14 protein-coding genes and 1 tRNA gene are annotated in these 16,287 nt (G+C 71.5%); 7 read left to right on the top strand and 8 right to left on the bottom strand.

The annotated features are described in order from the left end of the window. Positions 1-2: 2 nt before the first annotated feature. From BV907_RS13835 to BV907_RS13820, 4 genes are all read left to right on the top strand, one after another. Positions 3-1,337, top strand: a complete 1,335-nt coding sequence (locus BV907_RS13835) for a S8 family serine peptidase (protein ID WP_245827984.1) — start codon at positions 3-5, stop codon at positions 1,335-1,337. Positions 1,338-1,369: 32 nt separating this feature from the next. Next, positions 1,370-2,809 (top strand): NAD(P)/FAD-dependent oxidoreductase, encoded by a 1,440-nt coding sequence (locus tag BV907_RS13830; protein WP_077490325.1) that lies wholly within the window; start codon positions 1,370-1,372, stop codon positions 2,807-2,809. 132 nt (positions 2,810-2,941) lie between these two features. Then, positions 2,942-3,015 (top strand) — tRNA-Leu (locus BV907_RS13825). A gap of 193 nt (positions 3,016-3,208) precedes the next feature. After that, entirely contained in the window at positions 3,209-4,564 is a 1,356-nt protein-coding gene (locus BV907_RS13820) for an ABC transporter substrate-binding protein (RefSeq protein WP_077490324.1), read from the top strand. Positions 4,565-4,642: 78 nt separating this feature from the next. On the opposite strand, the gene BV907_RS13815 is transcribed toward BV907_RS13820, so the two are convergent. The 5 genes from BV907_RS13815 to BV907_RS13795 form a co-directional block, all read right to left on the bottom strand. Then, a complete protein-coding gene (locus BV907_RS13815) occupies positions 4,643-5,377 on the bottom strand; it encodes an ABC transporter ATP-binding protein (protein WP_077490323.1) in 735 nt (244 codons plus the stop codon). A 104-nt stretch (positions 5,378-5,481) separates the two neighbouring features. Then, positions 5,482-6,534, bottom strand: a complete 1,053-nt coding sequence (locus tag BV907_RS13810; protein WP_077490322.1) for an ABC transporter ATP-binding protein — start codon at positions 6,532-6,534, stop codon at positions 5,482-5,484. Beyond that, the gene (locus tag BV907_RS13805; protein WP_077490321.1) at positions 6,531-7,499 is read right to left on the bottom strand and encodes a branched-chain amino acid ABC transporter permease; all 969 of its coding nucleotides are present in this window, start codon (positions 7,497-7,499) and stop codon (positions 6,531-6,533) included. The genes BV907_RS13810 and BV907_RS13805 overlap by 4 nt, the downstream gene beginning before the upstream one ends. Positions 7,500-7,510: 11 nt before the next feature. Continuing rightward, a complete protein-coding gene (locus BV907_RS13800) occupies positions 7,511-8,806 on the bottom strand; it encodes a branched-chain amino acid ABC transporter permease (protein WP_077490320.1) in 1,296 nt (431 codons plus the stop codon). A 346-nt stretch (positions 8,807-9,152) separates the two neighbouring features. Then, a complete protein-coding gene (locus tag BV907_RS13795; RefSeq protein WP_077490465.1) occupies positions 9,153-9,449 on the bottom strand; it encodes a GroES family chaperonin in 297 nt (98 codons plus the stop codon). Positions 9,450-9,694: 245 nt separating this feature from the next. Between BV907_RS13795 and BV907_RS13790 the strand changes: the two genes are divergently transcribed. After that, entirely contained in the window at positions 9,695-10,624 is a 930-nt protein-coding gene (locus BV907_RS13790; protein WP_077490319.1) for a Bax inhibitor-1/YccA family protein, read from the top strand. 144 nt (positions 10,625-10,768) lie between these two features. On the opposite strand, the gene galK is transcribed toward BV907_RS13790, so the two are convergent. The 3 genes from galK to BV907_RS13775 are packed head-to-tail and all read right to left on the bottom strand — an operon-like array spanning position 10,769 to position 13,918. Further along, positions 10,769-11,938, bottom strand: a complete 1,170-nt coding sequence (galK, locus tag BV907_RS13785; RefSeq protein WP_077490318.1) for a galactokinase — start codon at positions 11,936-11,938, stop codon at positions 10,769-10,771. Next, on the bottom strand, positions 11,935-13,101 hold the full coding sequence (gene galT / locus BV907_RS13780; RefSeq protein ID WP_077490317.1) for a galactose-1-phosphate uridylyltransferase: 1,167 nt from the start codon (positions 13,099-13,101) through the stop codon (positions 11,935-11,937). The genes galK and galT overlap by 4 nt, the downstream gene beginning before the upstream one ends. A 43-nt stretch (positions 13,102-13,144) precedes the next feature. After that, the gene (locus tag BV907_RS13775; RefSeq protein ID WP_077490316.1) at positions 13,145-13,918 is read right to left on the bottom strand and encodes a DeoR/GlpR family DNA-binding transcription regulator; all 774 of its coding nucleotides are present in this window, start codon (positions 13,916-13,918) and stop codon (positions 13,145-13,147) included. Positions 13,919-14,080: 162 nt separating this feature from the next. Here BV907_RS13775 and BV907_RS13770 point away from each other — a divergent pair, with 162 nt between their 5' ends. Both BV907_RS13770 and BV907_RS13765 read left to right on the top strand, forming a co-directional pair. Beyond that, positions 14,081-15,055 (top strand): aldose 1-epimerase family protein, encoded by a 975-nt coding sequence (locus tag BV907_RS13770; protein WP_077490464.1) that lies wholly within the window; start codon positions 14,081-14,083, stop codon positions 15,053-15,055. 12 nt (positions 15,056-15,067) lie between these two features. Continuing rightward, positions 15,068-16,279 carry an AI-2E family transporter gene (locus BV907_RS13765; RefSeq protein ID WP_077490315.1) on the top strand — a complete coding sequence of 404 codons (1,212 nt, stop codon included), beginning with the start codon at positions 15,068-15,070 and terminating at the stop codon, positions 16,277-16,279. Positions 16,280-16,287 lie beyond the last annotated feature (8 nt).

Here is a 16,287-nt window from a genome sequence, read left to right as displayed (position 1 = left end):
TCTTGGCAGCCCTGGTCCCGCTCGCGCCGCTGGCCCTCCTCGGGGCCGCCCCCGCGGCGGCGGACAGCATCAGGGACCGTGAGTACTGGCTCGCCGAGTATGGGATCGAGAAGGCCTGGGCGGTGTCCAAGGGCGCCGGGGTCAAGGTCGCCGTGATCGACAGCGGCGTCGACGGCGCCCACCCGGATCTGCGCGGGGTCGTCGTCGGCGGGCACGACGCCTCCGGCGCCGGGAACCCCGACGGCCAGAAGCCCATCGGCTCGCGCACGGAGCACGGGACGCTCGTCGCGTCGATGCTCGCGGGCCGCGGGCACGCCGGGAAGGCCAAGGAGGGCGACCCCGCGGGCGGGCCTGACGGCGTCATCGGCGTCGCTCCGGAGGCCCAGATCCTCGCGGTCTCGGCCTGGCTCGGCTCCCCGAACCCCGGGGGCCCCTCGGACCAGGAGCAGATTCCCGCGGCGGTCCGGTGGGCCGTCGACCAGGGCGCCAAGGTGATCAACATCTCCCTCGGCAGCGCGCAGCCCGCATGGCCCCAGAGCTGGGACTCAGCGTTCCTGTACGCCGAGCAGAAGGATGTCGTGATCGTCGCCGCGGCCGGCAACCGCGAGGGCGGCAACGTCCAGGTGGGCGCCCCCGCCACGATCCCGGGGGTTCTGACCGTCTCGGGCCTCGACCGCCAGCGCGTCGCGAGCGTCGACTCGTCGTCTCAGGGCATCAGCATCGGCGTCGCGGCCCCCGCGGAGAACCTCGTCGGCGCATTGCCCGGGAACGGCTACGCCGAGTGGGCCGGGACGTCCGGCGCCGCGCCGATCGTGGCCGGCGTCGCGGCGCTCATCCGCTCGAAATGGCCGGACATGAGCGCCGCGCAGGTCATCCAGCGCATCATCGGCACGGCGAAGGACGCGGGCTCTCCCGGCCACGACCCTCTCTACGGATCGGGCGTTCTCGACGCCGAGGCCGCCCTGACCGCCGACGTCGGGCCCGTGGCCGCGAATCCGCTCGGCTCCATCGCGGACTGGATCCGCGTGCACCGCCGCGGCGCTGCCGCCTCACCCGCCCCCGCCGGGGGCGAGCCGGCGGCGCCCCCGCAGGGCGCGGAGGCCATCCCCGAGGCGGCCGCGCCCGCCCCGAGGGAGCCGTCCTCGGCGGACAACGCGTGGCCTCCCGTCGTCGTGCTGGGCAGCGCCGCAGTGATCGCCGCAATCGCCCTCGGCGGGGCGCTCCACATGCGCCGCGTCGCCTCCGAGCGGGGCTCCACGGACGACGGCGGCTCGCCCCGGCGGCGCCATCTCGCGCCGTCGGGAGGGGGCGGTCTGGGGGATTCAGACCCGAGCTAGTGAATATTTTCACAAGCTGCTACGCTTAGGCCATGCCTTCCTCGCTCCAGCTTGTCGACCGCCCCCGCGTCCTCGTCGTCGGTGGCGGCTACGTCGGCCTCTACGTGGCCCTCAACCTCCAGAAGAAGATCGCCACGGCCGGCGGCATCGTCACGGTCGTGGATCCGCTTCCCTACATGACGTACCAGCCGTTCCTGCCCGAGGTGGCCGGCGGCAACATCGAGGCGCGCCACGCCGTCGTCTCGCTCCGCGAGCACCTCAAGGAGTCCGAGGTGATCCAGGGCTCCGTGACGGCCATCGACCACGCGAACCGCAAGGCCGTCGTGGCGCTGCCGGGCGGGCAGGGCTCGGTCGAGATCCCCTACGTCGACGTCGTCCTCGCTGCGGGCGCCATCACGCGCACGTTCCCGATCCCCGGCCTGGCCGAGAAGGGCATCGGCAACAAGACGATCGAGGAGGCCGTGGCGCTGCGCAACCAGGTCATGGAGCGCATCGAGTTCGCCTCGACCGCGACCGACCCGGCCGAGCGCCGTCGCGCGCTGACCTTCGTCGTCGTCGGCGGCGGCTTCGCCGGCATCGAGACCATCGCCGAGCTCGAGGACCTCGCCCGCGAGGCCGTGCGCAACAACGGCCGCGTCCGCCAGGAGGAGGTCCGCTTCGTCCTGGTCGAGGCCATGGGCCGCATCATGCCCGAGGTCACCGCCGAGCAGGCCGAGTGGGTCGTCGAGCACCTCCAGAGCCGCGGCGTCGAGGTCCTTCTCAACACGTCCCTCGCGAGCGCCGAGGGCGCCCTCAAGCTCATCAACATGCCGGACAAGTCCCCGGCCGACGAGTTCGAGGCCGACACGCTCATCTGGACCGCCGGCGTCCAGGCCAACCCCATGGTCCGCTCGACCGACTTCCCGCTCGAGCCGCGCGGCCGCGTCCGGGTCCTTCCCGACCTGCGCATCGCCGGCGACGAGGGAATCGTCGACAACGCGTGGGCCGCCGGCGACATCGCCGCCGTCCCGGACCTCACCGGCCTGGGCCTCCCGGACGGCACGTGCGTCCCCAACGCGCAGCACGCCCTGCGCCAGGCCCAGCAGCTCGCGAAGAACCTGTGGGCCTCCCGCTGGGACAAGCCGATGGGCGACTACAAGCACAAGAACCTCGGCGCCGTCGCGGGTTTCGGGCCCTGGAAGGGCGTCGCGAACATCAACCTCGTGGGCCGGATCGGCCTCAAGGGCCCGCTCGCGTGGCTCGCCCACCGCGGCTACCACGGCATGGCGATCCCGACCTTCGAGCGCAAGCTCCGCGTTGTCCTCGACTGGTTCTCCTCGCTCTTCGTCGGCCGCGACACGACCCCGCTGCAGGGCCTCGACAACCCGCGGGCGGCCTTCGAGGCGGCTGCCAGCCCGGCGCCCAAGCCGGCCGCCGCGGCCCCCGCTCCGGTTCCCGCCAGCGCGCCGGAGAAGGAGAAGGTCGGCGCCTAGGCCAAGGAGCCTGGCACCCGTTTCCACGGCATCCACGACGGCGGCCGTCGCCTCACGCTCGAGGCGGCGGCCGCCGTCGTCCTCCCCGCCGCCAGCCCCCTCGGGTGCCCAGGGCCGGTAGGCTGGATGCGCGCCCCAGTAGCCCAATCGGCAGAGGCAGCGGACTTAAAATCCGCTCAGTCAGGGTTCGAGTCCCTGCTGGGGCACTGCGTCAAACGGCCCGTTCCCGCCCCGGGGGAGCGGGCCGTTACGCATGCGTAGCCCCCACAAGGAGCCGTTACAAGGATGTGACCTGAAGCACTGTATTCAGGGTTAAGCGTTCAATTAGCCTGTGTCCATCAGGAGACACCTGTGATTCGCATCCGGGGGGGTGCTGCCCTCCCATGGAGGAGAATACGCATGATTCCACGTCATTCGGCACTGCCGCGAGCCGGGAAGCTGACCGCGCTCGGAATGGGAGTCGCTCTCTTGGCCACCGCATGCGGAGGCCCTACGGGAACTCCGCCCGGCACAGGTACCACGACCGCGGCTCCCGCGGGGGTCGCCTGCCCCGTGCCCTCTGAACCGGTCGGCGCCGGCACGTCTCCGGCGGAGCCCACGAGCGTCCCGGCTGCGACGACCACGTCCGAGACGCCGCTGAAGATCGGTTCGCTCCTGCCGGTCACCGGCAACCTCGCGTTCCTCGGCCCGCCCGAGATCGCCGGGGTGAACTACGCCATCAAGCGCATCAACGACGTCGGCGGCGTGCTCGGCCACCCGGTCGAGGTCATCCACCGCGACTCCGGCGACACCAAGACCGACCTCGCGACCCAGTCGGTGACCAACCTGCTCGGCCAGGACGTGGGCGCGATCGTCGGCGCGGCGTCGTCGTCCGTCACGCGCACCGTGATCAACCAGATCACCGGCGCCGGGGTCGTGCAGATGTCCCCGGCCAACACCGGAACCGACCTCACGACGTGGGACGACAAGGGCCTCTACTGGCGCACCGCCCCCTCGGACGTCCTCCAGGGCCGCGTCCTGGGCAACTACATCGCCTCGTGCGGCGTGCAGACCCTCGGCATGATCGTCCTGAACGACGCCTACGGCACGAGCCTGCAGAGGACGGTCACCGAGGCCTTCGAGGGCGCCGGCGGCAAGGTCGTCGCGGCCGAGCTGTACAACACGGGTGACTCACAGTTCAGCACGCAGGTCGACAAGGTCCTCGCGGCGAAGCCCGACGCGGTCGCGGTCATCAGCTTCGACGAGGCCAAGCAGATCCTGCCGCTCCTGACGGGCAAGGGCATCAAGGGCAACCAGCTGTTCCTCGTGGACGGCAATACCCTCGACTACAGCAAGGACTTCCAGCCCGGAACGCTTGTGGGCGCGCACGGCACGCAGCCGGGCACGTTCGCCAAGGCGGACTTCCAGGCGGCCCTCAGGGAGATCGACCCGGCGCTCAGGGACTACAACTACGCCGGCGAGTCCTATGACGCCGTCAACGTCATCGCCCTCGCCTCCGAGGCGGCCAAGAGCGTCGATGGCACGGACATCGCCCAGCAGCTCAAGGCGGTGTCCCAGGGCGGGGAGAAGTGCACGGGCTTCGCCTCGTGCGTCACGCTCCTGCGCGAAGGCAAGGACATCGACTACGACGGCTACTCCGGGCCGATCTCGTTCACGGATGCGGGCGACCCCTCCGAGGCGTTCATCGGCATCTACGAGTTCGGCGAGGACAACAAGAACAAGCCGATCAAGTCCGAATTCGGCAAGCTGGGCTAGTCGCCTCGGCCGAGAGGGACAGCACGCAGAGGAAGGCCCCGGTCCCGTGAGGGATCCGGGGCCTTCCCCGTGTCAGCGCTACCGGCCCTCCTCCTCGAGCGTCTGCGCGAGCGTGCCGAGGTACAACTGGATGACCTTGGGGTCGTTCAGGAGTTCCCGGCCCGTGCCCGTGTAGGCGTCGCGGCCCTGATCGAGGACGTAGCCGCGGTCGCAGATCTGCAGGCAGCGCCGGGCGTTCTGCTCGACCATGATGACCGAGACTCCCGCGCGGTTGATCTCGTGCACGCGCAGGAACGTCTCGTCCTGCTTGACGGGGGAGAGGCCTGCCGAGGGCTCGTCGAGCAGGAGCACCGCGGGGTCCATCATGAGGGCGCGGCCCATCGCGACCATCTGCCGCTCGCCGCCCGAGAGGGAGCCCGCGCGCTGGGCCCGCCGCCGCCCGAGCTCGGGGAAGAGCTCGGTGACGAAGTCCCACCGCTCCTTGAACGCCTTGGGCTTCTGGAAGAGGCCCATCTGCATGTTCTCCTCGATCGTGAGCGTCGTGAAGACGTTGTTCGTCTGGGGGACGAAGCCCACGCCCCGGCTCACGAGCTTGTTCGCCTTGAGGCCAGTGAGTTCCTTGCCGCGGACGACGACCGATCCGGAGTGCACCTTGACGAGCCCGAACATGGCCTTGAGGAGCGTCGACTTGCCGGCGCCGTTGGGGCCGATGATGCCGATGAGCTCGCCGCGGCGGGCCTCGAGGTTGCAGCCGTTGAGGATGTTCACGCCCGGGAGGTAGCCGGCCACGAGGTCAGTGACGCTGACCACCACCTCGTCGCCCGGGGTCGCGCCATCCTTCGCGGCGCCCGTCCCCGTGGGGCGGGGCTGGGCTGCGCCGCCTGCCGGCCCATTTGCTGCTGCTTCGTGCTTCCCGCTCACCTGCTGCCCTCCTCGCGCTTCTCGGTGTCCACATGGAGCACCTCGGCGTCGCCGAGGACCGCCTCGGGGGCGATGATCCCTGCGTCCTCCGTGCCGACGATGGACTCTTCGTCCAGGGCGAGCTCCTCCTCGAGGGCCTTGACGCCGCCCGCGGCGCCGAGGTCGACCTCGTGGTGGGCGCCGAGGTAGGCGTCGATGACGGCCTGGTCGCGCATGACCTCGCCCGGCGGGCCCTCGGCCACGATCTTGCCTTCGGCCATGACGACGACCCAGTCAGCGATGTGCCGGACCACCTGCATGTCGTGCTCGACGAAGAGGACCGTCATGCCCTCCGCCTTGAGGCCCTTGATGTGGTCCAGGAGGCTCTGAGTGAGAGCGGGGTTGACGCCGGCCATAGGCTCGTCGAGCATGACCAATTTGGGGTCTGCCATGAGCGAGCGCGCCATCTCGAGGAGCTTGCGCTGCCCGCCCGAGAGCGAGGCCGCGTAGTCATCCCGCTTCGCGTCGAGCTTGAACTTGGCCAAGAGCATCTCCGCGTGGGCCGTGATCTCCTTTTCCCGCGAGCCCCAGATGCCGCGGAAGAGGGCGTTGCGGAGCCTCTCGCCCGGCTGGGCCGAGCCGCCGAGCCGCATGTTCTCCATGACCGTGAGCTTGCCCATGACCTTTGTCAGCTGGAACGTGCGAATCATGCCCATCCTCGCGACCTTGTACGAGGAGACGCCCGCGAGGTTGTTGCCCTCGAACTGCCACCTGCCGCTGTTGGGCGTGTCGAAGCCTGTGAGCAGGTTGAAGAGCGTGGTCTTGCCCGCGCCGTTGGGGCCGATGAGGGCGGTGATCTTGTGCCGCGGGATTTCGAGATGTTCGACGTCGACGGCGTTGATGCCGCCGAAGCTGCGGCTCACGTTGTCCATGACGACGATCGGGTCCCGCTTCTTGCAGCCGGGGCCAGCAGGCCCGGTGGCGATGGGCCGGGTGTCCGTCATGTGGTCCGGGACGCCCTCGGGCTCCGTGCTTCCCGCGGACCGCGGGGACTCTGCAGCGCTGCTCATGCGAATGCCAGCTCCTTCTTGTTGCCGAACACGCCCTGCGGCCGGAAGATCATCAGCAGCATGAGCGCCACGCCCACGAGGACGTAGCGGAGCTGCCCGGCCTGGGTCGTCGAGAGCCACGTGACGGCGCCCGACTCGATGAGGCCCGTGAGGAGCCCCTGGGTCAGGGACAGGACGACCCAGAAGATCATCGCCCCCGCCACGGGGCCCAGGATCGTGGACATGCCACCCAGGAGCAGGCACGTCCACAGGAAGAACGTGAGCTCGGTGCCATAGTTGCCGGGCTGGACGACGTCACGCGGGAGCGTGAAGATCATGCCCGCGAAGGCCCCGAGGATGCCGCCGATCATGAGGGCCTGCATCTTGTACTTGTACACGTTCTTGCCGAGCGAGCGGACGGCCAGCTCGTCCTCCCGGATGCCCTTGAGGACCCGGCCCCACGGGCTCCGCATGAGGAGCCACATGGCGATGCAGGCGACGATCACGATGCCCCAGCCGAAGAAGCGGTAGAAGAAGTCGTTGCTGCTGTAGCCGAGGTAGTTCCCCTCGGGGAACGGGTTGAGGCGCAGGAAGTCCTCGCGGAACGCCGCAAGGCCGTCAGCCGACCCCGTCACGTCGGTCAGGGCGTTGGTTGTGACGACGTAGCGCACGATCTCCGCTGCGGCGATGGTCACGATGGCGAGGTAGTCGGCGCGCAGCCGGAGCGTCGGGATGCCGAGGATGAGCGCGAAGACCACCGACGCCACGACGGCCACGAGGAGCCCTATCCAGAAGCTCGCCCCGAAGTGGATCGTGGTCATCGCGAACCCGTAGGCGCCGACCGCCATGAAGCCCGCCTGCCCGAAATTGAGAAGGCCGGAGTAGCCGAAGTGGACGGCGAGGCCGAGCGCGGCCAGCGCGTACGCCGCCGTCGTCGGGGTTGCAATCTCCCCGAGGGCGCTGCTGAGAACGAATCCGTAGTCCATGGGAGCCTCCTTCAGCCCACTCGCTCGCGGCGGCCGAGGATGCCCTGCGGCCGGAAGAGGAGCACGACGATCATGATCACGAGGGCGCCGACGTACTTGAGGTCGGCCGTGAGCCCGAAGACCGTCGTGAGCTCGACGAAGACGCCGACGATGACCGAGCCGACGAGCGCGCCGAAGATGGTTCCGAGGCCCCCGAGGGTCACGCCGGCGAACATCATGAGGAGGATCTGCTGCCCCATCTCGAAGTTCACGCCGGGGCGGTAGTACGCCCAGAGGATGCCGCCGAGGCCCGCGAGCAGGCCGCCCGTGACCCACACGAGCCGGATGACGCCATCGACGTCGATGCCTGACGCCGCGGCGAGCGCGGGGTTGTCCGCGACGGCCCGCGTGGCCTTCCCGAGGCGGGTCTTGAGCAGGACGAAGCCGATCGCGCCGATGACGATCGCCGAGATGAGCAGCGACCAGAGGTTGTTCGGCGAGATCGAGATCGGCCCGAGCTGGATGTCCGGGCTCTGCGCATAGGGCAGCTGCTGGGTCGAGCCGCCGAAGAACAGGAGGATGACGTAGCGGACCGCGAGGGCGAGGCCGATGCTGACGATCATCATGGGCACGAGGCCCGTGCCGCGTCGCCGCAGGGGCTTCCAGAGCCCGGCGTCCTGGATGTAGCCGTACGCGGCGCTGCCCGCGAGCGCGAGCAGGATCGCCAGCCAGAAGGGCAGGCCTGCCGCGCTGAGGCTGAACACGGCCACGGCCCCGAGGGTGACCATCTCGCCGTGGCCGAAATTGGTCAGGCCCGTGGTCCCGAAGATGAGGGAGAGCCCGACGGCGGCCAGGGCGAGCAGGAGCCCGAAGCTCAGTCCAGCGACGAGGCGGTTGAGCAGCTGCTGCCCGAAGTCCGCCTGGACGATCTGGATGCCCCTGCCGAAGGTGAAGATCGAGCTCACGTTCGAGGTCCCGGTGAAGGTCACCGTCCTGGGGTTCTCCTGCCCCTCGGCGAGCTTGATGCCCTGCGGGAGCGTGGACTCGTCGAGTTCGAGCGTGTAGGTGCCCTGGGTGGGGACGCCGATGGACCACGAGCCGTTCTGGGTGGAGGTCGCTGTTCCCTCGAAGCCCTCGCCGGAGACCTTGATCTCGACGCCGGAGAGCGGCTGCCCCTCGTTGCGCAGGAAGCCCGTGATGGTGTTCTGGAACTGGGTCGGTGAGGGGCTGGGGGACGGGGAGGGCGTGGTTGTCGCCACGGCCGCCGGTGCCAGCGCCAACAGCACTGCAAGGATGGCGCCGAGGAGGGCGCCTGCGGCCACGAGCATCCGCGGCGTACGCGGCGGATGGGCGGCCAGGGCTGTGCTTTTCACGTAGGGGCCTCCGTCTTCCCGGGGGTTCTGCTGGCCGTGGCCAGCCTGCGTTCGGTGCGGCGGGCGCGCCGCATCGACCCCCTGGGTGTGATACGGCTCACCCGTTGGAACGTCATGTTACTCGCGGTAAACCTCATGGGATGAGGGCATGGGCCCGCGCTAGATCGCGATCCGGTAACAACTGTGGAGCCCAGCCTGCGCTGAGGCGTAGCCGGGCCTAACGAATCGCGGGAAACGGAGGCTGGGCGCTAACCCTTGGGGGCGGGACGCCGTCCGCGGAAGCCTCAGAGGTAGAGGAGGCTCAGAGGTAGAGGCCGAGGGAGCTCGAGGGCTCGTCGCGCTCCGCGACGGCGTGGAGGTCCCGCTCGCGCAGGAGGATGTAGTCGTGCGCCGCGACCTCGACCTCGGCGCGGTCCTCGGGATCGAAGAGGACCCTGTCGCCCAGGGCGACCTGGCGCACGCTCGGCCCCGCGGCCACGACGGTCGCCCATGCGAGCCGCTTGCCGAGGACGGCCGTGGCCGGGATGACGATGCCCGAGGCGGAACGGCGCTCGCTGGCCTCGCGGTCGAGCTCGACGAGGATCCTGTCGTGGAGCATGCGCAGGGGCAGCCGCGCCGGGCCCCCGTCCGCGGGGGACTGGGCTGGCGTACGGACGGCGGACTCTTCGCGTGGCACCGCACCATTCTAGGGAATCCCGGGGAGCCCTAGGGAATCCCGGGGAGCGTCGGGGAACTTTCGCCCCGCTCCGGTCGTGGCATTGGTAGCGTTGACGCACGAGAACGTCTCGCAATCTCACGAGTGAGTGCCTGCCCACCCGCAGGCCGTGGACAAGGAGCCGACACATGGCATTTGGGGGCAACCCGGTCTTCCGGGGGAAGAACTTCAAGGAGGCCGTGGCCACCGCGCCTCCCATTCCGCACGCACCGTATGGCCAGCAGCCCTACGGGCAGCAGCCGTATGGGCAGCCCTACGGCCAGCAGCAGCCCTATGGCCAGCAGCAGCCCTACGGCCAGGCGCCGTACGGGCAGCAGATGACGCCCGAGCAGCTCGACCAGCTCTACAAGGCGCCGTCCGCCGGCCCGGTCGAGACGGGCCGCCTGACGTACGACGACGTCATCATGAAGACGCTCGCGTGCCTGGGCCTCGTGGTCCTCGGCGCGGCTGTGACGCTCGCCGTCCCGGTCGGGGCAGCCCTCGGCCTCATGGTCCTCGGCGCGATCGGCGGCTTCGTCCTGGCCCTCGTGAACTCGTTCAAGCGCGAGCCTGTCGCGGGCCTCATCCTCGCCTACGCCGCGCTCGAGGGACTCTTCCTCGGCGGCCTCACACGCCTCGTCGACGCGTTCGCGCCCGGCGTGGGCCTCCAGGCCGTGCTCGGCACGATCGTCGTCACGGGCGTGACCCTCGCCCTGTACAAGAGCGGCAAGGTCCGCGCGACGCCGGGCCTGATGAAGTTCTTCCTCATCGCCATCGTGGGCTACCTCGCGTTCAGCCTCGTGAACCTCGGCCTCGTCCTCTTCGGCGCCGTGGAAAGCCCATGGGGCCTGCGCGGCATCGAGGTCATGGGCATCCCGCTCGGCGTGATCGTGGGCCTCTTCGCCGTGGTCCTGGCCGCCATCTCGCTCATCTTCGACTTCAACAGCATCGAAGAGGGCGTGCGCGCCGGCGCCCCGCGCCGCTACGCGTGGACGGCCGCATTCGGCCTGACCGTGACGCTCGTCTGGCTCTACACGGAGATCCTGCGCATCCTCGCCATCTTCAACAGCAACGACTGACCCTCTGGCCAGGTCGGCGGGGATCCCTCGCCTCGCCGCCTTCTTCAGTGAGCAGATGCCCCGGACCGCATGGTCCGGGGCATCTGCGTTCCGGGGCGTCGGTGAGGGGGCGGCCTCGCGGGCGCCGCCGCCCTGGGCAGGTGGTCAGCCGACGCGGCGCGCCCCGTCGGCCGGCGAGACCGCGAAGAGGTCCGGGGCCCGGTAGCCGGCCGCCGCGAACGCGGCGGTGACGGCCTCGCGCACGCGGCCCTCTGCCGTCGTCGGCACGAGGGCGATGGCCGAGCCGCCGAAGCCGCCGCCGGTCATGCGCGCGCCGATCGCGCCCGCCGAGCGGGCCGTCTCGACGGCCAGGTCCAGCTCGGGGCAGGAGATCTCGAAGTCGTCCCGCATCGAGGCGTGGCTCGCGTCCAGCAGCGCCCCGATCGCGGCGGGGCCCTCGGACCGCAGGATCTCCACAGTCCGCAGCACGCGTTCGTCCTCCGTCACGACGTGGCGCACGCGGCGGAACGTGACGTCGTCGAGTAGCCCCTGGGCCTCGGCCAGATCGGCCGAGGAGACGTCGCGCAGGGCGGCCACGCCGAGGACCTCGGCGCCGAGCTCGCATGCGGAACGGCGGCTGGCGTAGCCGCCGTCGGCGTGCGAATGCGACACTTTCGTGTCGACGACGAGGACGGTGAGCCCGGCCGCGGGGGCGTCGAACGGGATGAGCTCGACGCTCTGGTCCCGGCAGTCGAGGAAGACGGCATGGCCGGCAGCGCCGCGCAGGGACGCGGACTGGTCCATGATCCCTGTGGGGGCCCCGACGAACTCGTTCTCGGCGCGCTGGGTCAGGAGCACGAGCTCCTCGGGCGCGAGCTCGGCCCCGGCCAGCTCGGTGAGCGCCGTCGCCACGGCGCACTCGATCGCGTGCGAGGACGAGAGCCCCGAGCCGAGCGGCACGCCCGAGTCGAGGACCAGATCGAATCCCGGGACGTCGACCCCGTGCTCCGCGAGGGCCCACACGACGCCCGCCGGGTAGACGGTCCAGCCCGTCGCGGACTCGCGCGAGAGCGCGTCGCGGTCGAGCTCGACGACGCCCTGCCGCCCGTAGGTGGACAGGAGCCGGACGGTCCGGTCGGGCCGCACGCGCACGGCGACGCGGGCGGCGAGGTCGATCGCGAAGGGCAGGACGAAGCCCTCGTTGTAGTCGGTGTGCTCGCCGATCAGGTTGACGCGCCCGGGTGCCTGCCACACGCCGTCGGGCGCTCCGCCGAACGCCGAAGAGAAGGCGCCCAGCACCTTCTCGGTGCCGGGGGCTGGGGTCTGGGTGTTCATGCGTGGGCCTTTCCTGCGAGGTCGGCGCCCGGCTCCGCGGCGACGGGCCGGACCGGCTGAGCCCCGACAGCGGCGCGGAGCCGGGCGGCGACCTCCTCCGGCGTCGTGTCGTTGATGAAGGCGCCCATGGCGGCCTCGGAGCCGGCGAGGAACTTGAGCTTGTCCGCGGCGCGGCGCGGCGAGGTCAGCTGGAGGTGGAAGCGCCCGGCGGGGCGCAGCGACGCCTCGAGCGGCGCCTGGTGCCACGCGGCGATGTAGGGGGTGGGGGTGTCGTAGAGCGCGTCGAGGCCGCGCAGGAGCCGCAGGTACACCTCCGCGAGCTCGTCCTTCTCCGCGCCCGTGAGCTCGGCGAAGTCGGCCACCTGCCGGTGCGGCACGAGGTGGACCTCGAGGGGCCAGCGCGCCGCGAAGGGCACGTAGGCGCTGAAGGCGCCTCCTTCGAGGACCATGCGCTCGCCCGCCGAGCGCTCGCGATCGAGGAGGCTCCCCAGGAGCGTCTGGCGTCCGCCGGCGTCGTCGTAGAAGCGGCGCGCGACGGCGCCGAGCTGCGCCGCGCGGGGCGTGACATAGGGGTAGGCGTAGATCTGCCCGTGCGGGTGGTGCAGGGTCACGCCGATCTCCGCCCCGCGGTTCTCGAACGGGAACACCTGGCGCACGCCCGGCAGGGCGCTCAGGGCCGCGGTGCGGTGCGACCAGGCCTCGACGACGGTGCGCGCCCGCTCGTAGGGCAGCTCGCCGAAGGAGCCCGTGTGCGAGGACGTGAAGGACACGACCTCGCAGCGCCCCACGGCTGGGGCCGTCTCGCCCCAGGGGAGCGCCGCGGGCAGCTCGGCGGCGTCCGGGCCGAGGGACGGGAAGCGGTTCTCGAACACGATGACGTCGTAGTCCGGGTCCGGGATCTCGGAGGCGTTCGCGGGGGTGGTCGGGCACAGCGGGCACGCGTCGGCCGGGGGCAGGTGGGTGCGGCTCTGGCGGTGCGCGGCGACGGCGACCCAGTCGCCGCTGAGCTCGTCGTACCGCACGTGGCCGGGGGCGGCGCGCCCGGCCAGGGGCCGCGCGTCGGGGACCGGCGTGCGGGGCCCCGTGCCGGGGTCGTCGAAGTAGATGAGTTCGCGGCCGTCGGCGAGCCGCGCGCTCGTGACGTGGGGGGAATGGGGGCTCATGGCGGTCCTCAGGGTGGGAGGGTGGGAGGAAGCGGGGGCGGGATCAGGGGACGGGGGCGACGATCAGCTCCGGCACGCTCTGGCGCAGCTCGTCGAGCGCCGCGGCGGAGAGGCCGTCGTCGGTGATGAGGGTGTCGATCGCGTCGAGCGGGAGGATGCGCGAGAGGCTCACGAGCCCGTACTTGCTGTGGTCCGCGAGGACCACGAGCCTGGCCGCGGCCTCGGCGGCCGCGCGGTTCACCTCCGCCTCGAGCATGTTGGGGGTCGTGAGGCCGGCGCGGGGGTGCAGTCCGTGGACGCCCATGAAGCAGGTCTCGACGTGCAGCTGCGCGAGCGTCGCCGTCGCGAGCGGGCCGACGAGGGCCTCCGACGGCGTGCGCTCGCCGCCCGTGAGGATCGTCCGGACGCCGTGGCCGGGCTCGCCGAGCGCCTCGGCGACCTTGATCGAGTTCGTCGCGACCGTGAGGTCCGGGACCGCGGCGAGGAGGTGGGCGAAGGCGTAGGTCGTGGTGCCCGCGGTCACGAAGATCGTGGCGCCGGGGCGCACGAGCTCGAGGGCGCGGTCGGCGATCGCGCTCTTGACGTCGGGGCGCTGCTCGCTCTTGACGGCGAAGCCGGGCTCGCCGAAGCCGACGTCGGTCGGCCGGGCCGCACCGCCGTGGACGCGGCGCGCGAGCCCCTGCTGCTCGAGGTGCTCGATGTCGCGCCGGATGGTCATCTCCGAGACCCCGAGCGCCGTCGCGAGCTCCGCCACGCGGACGGCCTCGCGCTGCTCGAGCTCGGCCACGATCCGTGCGTGCCGCTCCGCTGCCAGCATGGCCCTTCCTCCCCCCAGTGCTCGCCGCCGAGGGGCGGCGAGTGGTTCACATAATCAACATGTTTCTAACAAAAGATAACATCGCCGACGGGAGAAGGGAAGGGGTCGTGCGCGCCTTCCCCGGCTGTCCCCAGGGGCCTGCCTGCCGCTACGGTGGGCCTCATGACCGCCTCGTCCGTCCCCGCCGCGTCACGGATCGCCAGCCCCACGTCCGCCACCGCCCGCGCCTGCGCCACCGGCCGCCAGTACGAGCTCCGCCGCGGCGGCGGGGTCGCCGTCGTCACCGAGCTCGCGGCGACCCTCCGCTCCTACGAGCGCAACGGCGTCGCCCTCGTCGAGACCTTCGGCGACGCCGACCTCCCGCCCGGCGCCGCGGGCATTACGCTCGCGCCCTGGGCGAACCGGATCGAGGACGGCCGCTGGACGCTCGACGGGGCCGTCCAGCAGCTCGACATCACCGAGCCGTCGCGCGGCCACGCGAGCCACGGGCTCCTGCGCAACACGGGCTACGAGGCGGTGGACCGCTCCGCGGGCTCGGTGGCGCTCGAGGCCGTGGTCTTCCCGCAGCACGGCTACCCGTTCCTCGTCCGCCACCGCGTCGAGTACGCGCTGGACGACGACGGCGGGCTCAGCGTGCGCCAGACCCTCGCCAACGATTCGGCGCGCGAGGCCCCGTTCGGCCTCGGTGCGCACCCCTACCTCCGGCTCGGGGACGTCCCGACGGAGGAGCTCGCGCTGCAGGTGCCCGCGTCGACGCGACTCGTCGCGGACGGCCGGCTCATCCCGCGGGCCTCTGAGCCCGTCGCGGGGGACGCGGACCTGCGCGGCGGCCGCGTCGTGGGCGGCCTGGGCGGCGGCCTTGGCATTGATGCCGCCTACACGGGGCTCGCGTTCGAGGGAGGCCGCGCGCGCAGCGTGCTCAAGGCCCCCGACGGGCGATCGGTGTGGCTGTGGCAGGACGACGCCTGCCCGTATGTGCACGTGTTCGTCAGCGACCGCTACCCGGGGCGTCTCAAGGCCGTGGCCCTCGAGCCCATGACCGCGCCCGCCAACGCCTTCAACAGCGGGGCGGGCCTGCGCTGGCTCGCGCCCGGCGGGGAGGCCTCGATCCGCTGGGGGATCGGCTCGGATCTCTGACAGGATGGGGCCATGGAGCACACCGGCCCAGACCCCGTCGACGTCCACCATGCCCGCCATTCCCGGCATGCGGCCGCGGAGGCCGCCCGGCGCCGTCGCTCCTCCCGGCCCGTCACCGACTCGGACCTGCCCTTCGCCCTGCGGATCGCCGCGGCGTGGTCCTGGCGGCTGGGCATCGTCATCGTCCTCGCCGCCGCCGTCGTCTGGGCCCTCGCCCAGCTGAGCTTCCTCGTGATCCCGGTCCTGGTTGCCGCCCTCCTCGCGGGCCTGCTCCTGCCGGCCGTGGGGTGGCTCCGCCGGGTCGGGGTCCCCAGAGGCGCTGGGGTCGCGATCACCGAGATCGGCTTCATCGCGCTCGTCGCGGGCCTCCTGACGCTCGTGGGCCGGCAGCTCACGGCCGGCTTCCGGGAGCTCTGGGACCAGGCGCTCGCAGGCCTCGGCGAGATCCGGCAGTGGCTCGCCGACGGGCCGCTGCAGGTCTCCGAGAGCGAGCTGGACAGCTACATCCGCGACGCCCAGAACTTCCTGTCGACGAACCAGGGCACCTTCGTGAGCGGCGTCCTGAGCGTGGGCAGCTCCGCCGGGCATATCGTCACCGGCACCCTCATCTCCCTCTTCGTGCTCGTCTTCTTCCTGCTCGAGGGGGAGCGGATCTGGTCCTTCCTGGTCCGGCTCCTGCCATCGCAGGCCCGCATCCCGGCCGACGGCGCGGGCCGCAGCGGGTGGGCCTCGCTCGTGAACTACGTCCGCGTCCAAGTCTTCGTCGCGGCGGTCGACGCCGTCGGCATCGCCGCGGGAGCCGCGATCCTGGGCGTCCCGCTCGTCATCCCGCTCGGCATCCTCGTCTTCGTCGCGTCCTTCATCCCCGTGGTCGGGGCCCTCGTGAGCGGCGCCGTCGCCGTCCTGCTCGCGCTCGTCGCGAAGGGGCTCGTCCCCGCCGTCATCATGCTCATCATCGTCCTCGCGGTCCAGCAGCTGGAGAGCCACGTGCTCCAGCCGCTCGTCATGGGCCGGGCGGTCGCCCTCCACCCCGTGGCCGTGATCCTCGCGGTCGCGGCGGGATCGTACCTCGCCGGCATCCCCGGGGCGCTCTTCGCGGTGCCCACGCTCGCGGTCGCGAACGCCGCCGTGCGCTACATTGCCTCCCGGGCATGGGACACTGAAGTGGTGCCCGCGGCAGCACTCGACGCGCCGGCGGGTCCGGAGTCCCCCCAGGAACCCTAGGAGCCATG

Source organism: Sinomonas mesophila (assembly GCF_001999765.1).
Classification (GTDB): domain Bacteria; phylum Actinomycetota; class Actinomycetes; order Actinomycetales; family Micrococcaceae; genus Sinomonas; species Sinomonas mesophila.
Note: the sequence above shows the minus strand (reverse complement) of the source record. Positions and strands in the feature narration are given on the sequence as shown.